The organism is Acidiphilium sp. 20-67-58 (assembly GCF_002255515.1).
Lineage (GTDB): Bacteria > Pseudomonadota > Alphaproteobacteria > Acetobacterales > Acetobacteraceae > Acidiphilium.
Window position 1 is genome coordinate 1 of the sequence record NZ_NCAS01000091.1, and the last position, 1,943, is coordinate 1,943.

The following is a 1,943-nucleotide window of genomic DNA, read 5'->3' on the forward strand; positions in this document are numbered from 1 at the left end:
AGGGTGTGTCCGTCAGCCCTGGAACGGGCGGGATCATCGGCGCGGCGCCGGTCGCGATGAGGATGCGATCTGGCGTCAGGCGCGTCACCTCGCCGGTCCGGGCGGTAATTGCGAGTGTACGCGCATCCTCGAAGCGCGCGTCGCCACGCAGCAGCGCGATCCCGGGGTTGTCGTCGATGATCTTCTGGTACTTGGCGCCGCGCAGTTCCTCGACCCGGCCGCGCAGTTGGGCGAGCAAGGCCCCCCGGTCCACGGCCTCCTCGCTGTGCGCGATACCCGCGAATGGGTGGTGCCCGCGCTCATGCCGGATCTCGGCCGCACGCAAGGTGATCTTCGATGGCACGCAGCCGACATTGACGCAGGTGCCGCCGATCACCTCGCCCCGTTCGATCATGGTCACGCGGGCGCCGGCTTCGGCGGCGCGGATCGCCGCCGCGAAGGCCGCGCCGCCACTGCCGATGATGGCGATATGCAATCCCCCGTGCGGGATCGCAGCGCCGCGCGTGCCGTCACCGGCCAGCGTCTCCAGCCCATAGCCGTGTGGTGCCAGCACGGCTCTCAGCGCCGCGAGATCAAGGCCATCGGCGCCGTCGATCTGCGCGGTGCCGCGATCATAAGCAACCTTTGCCTGGACGCCCGGGAAGCCGTTGAGGGTCTTCTCGACCGTGCGGGCGCAGTGCTCGCAAGTCATGCCAGTTACGCGCAGGGTATGAGATGTCATGCCAAGTCTCCGGTTGCGGCGATTCGAGTGAAGTCAAAGGTCTCAAATGGCATTTGGGCTTTGCCGGTGGCTGAGTGATGGAGTGGCAGACGACGGCCCAGGATCGCCCCCGTGAATCATGTCGTCGCTATTCCCGGGGCGGGCGGGCGTGGGATTCGAATTTGACCTGCCGCTCATGCCCAGCACGCAGAGTCCGAGGCCGCATGTGGCAGCGCAGGGCAGGACCGCCAGGATGACGGGCGCGAAACCGGCGGCCACCAGCCAGCCCCAACCGCCGACGGCGAGACCACCGCCAGCGGCGAGCGCAAGGCCGCCGATGATCGCCACGCGGCTGGTCAGTAGACGCCGCCGGCCGGGCCGGCGTTCGGAACCCGGATGATCACAACATGCCCGCATGGCCGCAAACTCCTTCAAGTCCATCTGACGATGGTCTATAGGTCCTGGAGTAACTCCAGGATCAAGAGGTATGTTTTGAGCAGTGTAACGGACCGTCAGAAGCGTCCTTCCCCCACTTGGAACGATGGCCCATCGGTGCCGATCGGCACGGTTGCGCGGCGAGCCGGCTGCGGCATCGACACAATCCGCTTCTATGAGAAGATCGGCGTTCTTCAGCGGCCACGGCGCACCGAGAGCGGCCGCCGGATCTATGGCGCCGCCGAAATCGCGCGCCTCACCTTCATCTGCCGTGCCCGGGAACTCGGCTTCTCTCTCGACGAGGTACGCGGCCTTCTCAGCCTGGCCGAAAGAGATGAACGCCACTGTGAGGACGTGAAACAAGCTGCTATCCGCCATCGTCAGGACGTGCGCCGCAAGATCGCCGACCTGCGGGCGGTCGAGGTCACTCTGGGAACCCTCATTCGGCAATGCGAAGCAGGCGGGCCGGCGGAATGCCCCTTGATCGAAGCGCTATCTCAACCGAAAGCGGCAGCGCCCGCGCCTTGAAGCGTCGCCGTTTAAAACACCACCGGATGATCCGTCGATAATCTCAAACTAGGCCAGATCAGAGCGATGCTGAGCAACGATGCGCGACACCGTCGGTGCACTGATATTGTAAAGCCGAGCCATCTCGGCCCCGGACTTGCGGCCAGTGATGACGCTCTCGGCGATCTCGCGGCGTTTGGCGGCATCGAGCTTCTTGCGACGCCCACCGATGCGACCTTCGGCGCGGGCGGCTGCAAGGCCGGCGGAGGTCCGTTCCCGGATCATGGCACGCTCGAACTCG

At 65.8% G+C, this 1,943-nt stretch carries 3 protein-coding genes and 1 pseudogene; 1 reads left to right on the forward strand and 3 read right to left on the reverse strand.

The features are described 5' to 3' along the window. Together B7Z76_RS16015 and B7Z76_RS16020 are read right to left on the reverse strand one after the other, a co-directional pair. The coding region (locus tag B7Z76_RS16015) for an FAD-dependent oxidoreductase (protein ID WP_291345247.1) at positions 1-721 on the reverse strand (721 nt) is incomplete at its 3' end. A 42-nt stretch (positions 722-763) separates the two neighbouring features. Next, positions 764-1,141 (reverse strand): hypothetical protein, encoded by a 378-nt coding sequence (locus tag B7Z76_RS16020; protein WP_291345249.1) that lies wholly within the window; start codon positions 1,139-1,141, stop codon positions 764-766. A gap of 111 nt (positions 1,142-1,252) precedes the next feature. On the opposite strand from B7Z76_RS16020, the gene B7Z76_RS16025 reads away from it, so the two are divergent. Further along, positions 1,253-1,663 (forward strand): helix-turn-helix domain-containing protein, encoded by a 411-nt coding sequence (locus B7Z76_RS16025; protein WP_287989999.1) that lies wholly within the window; start codon positions 1,253-1,255, stop codon positions 1,661-1,663. Positions 1,664-1,711: 48 nt separating this feature from the next. On the opposite strand, the pseudogene B7Z76_RS16030 reads toward B7Z76_RS16025, so the two are convergent. Further along, positions 1,712-1,943, reverse strand: a pseudogene (locus tag B7Z76_RS16030) (recombinase family protein); the annotation flags it as partial.

Coding starts and splice junctions, on each gene's coding strand:
- B7Z76_RS16020 (WP_291345249.1), bottom strand. CDS start 1,141: ATGGACTTGAAGGAGTTTGCGGCCATGCGGGCATGTTGTGATCATCCG.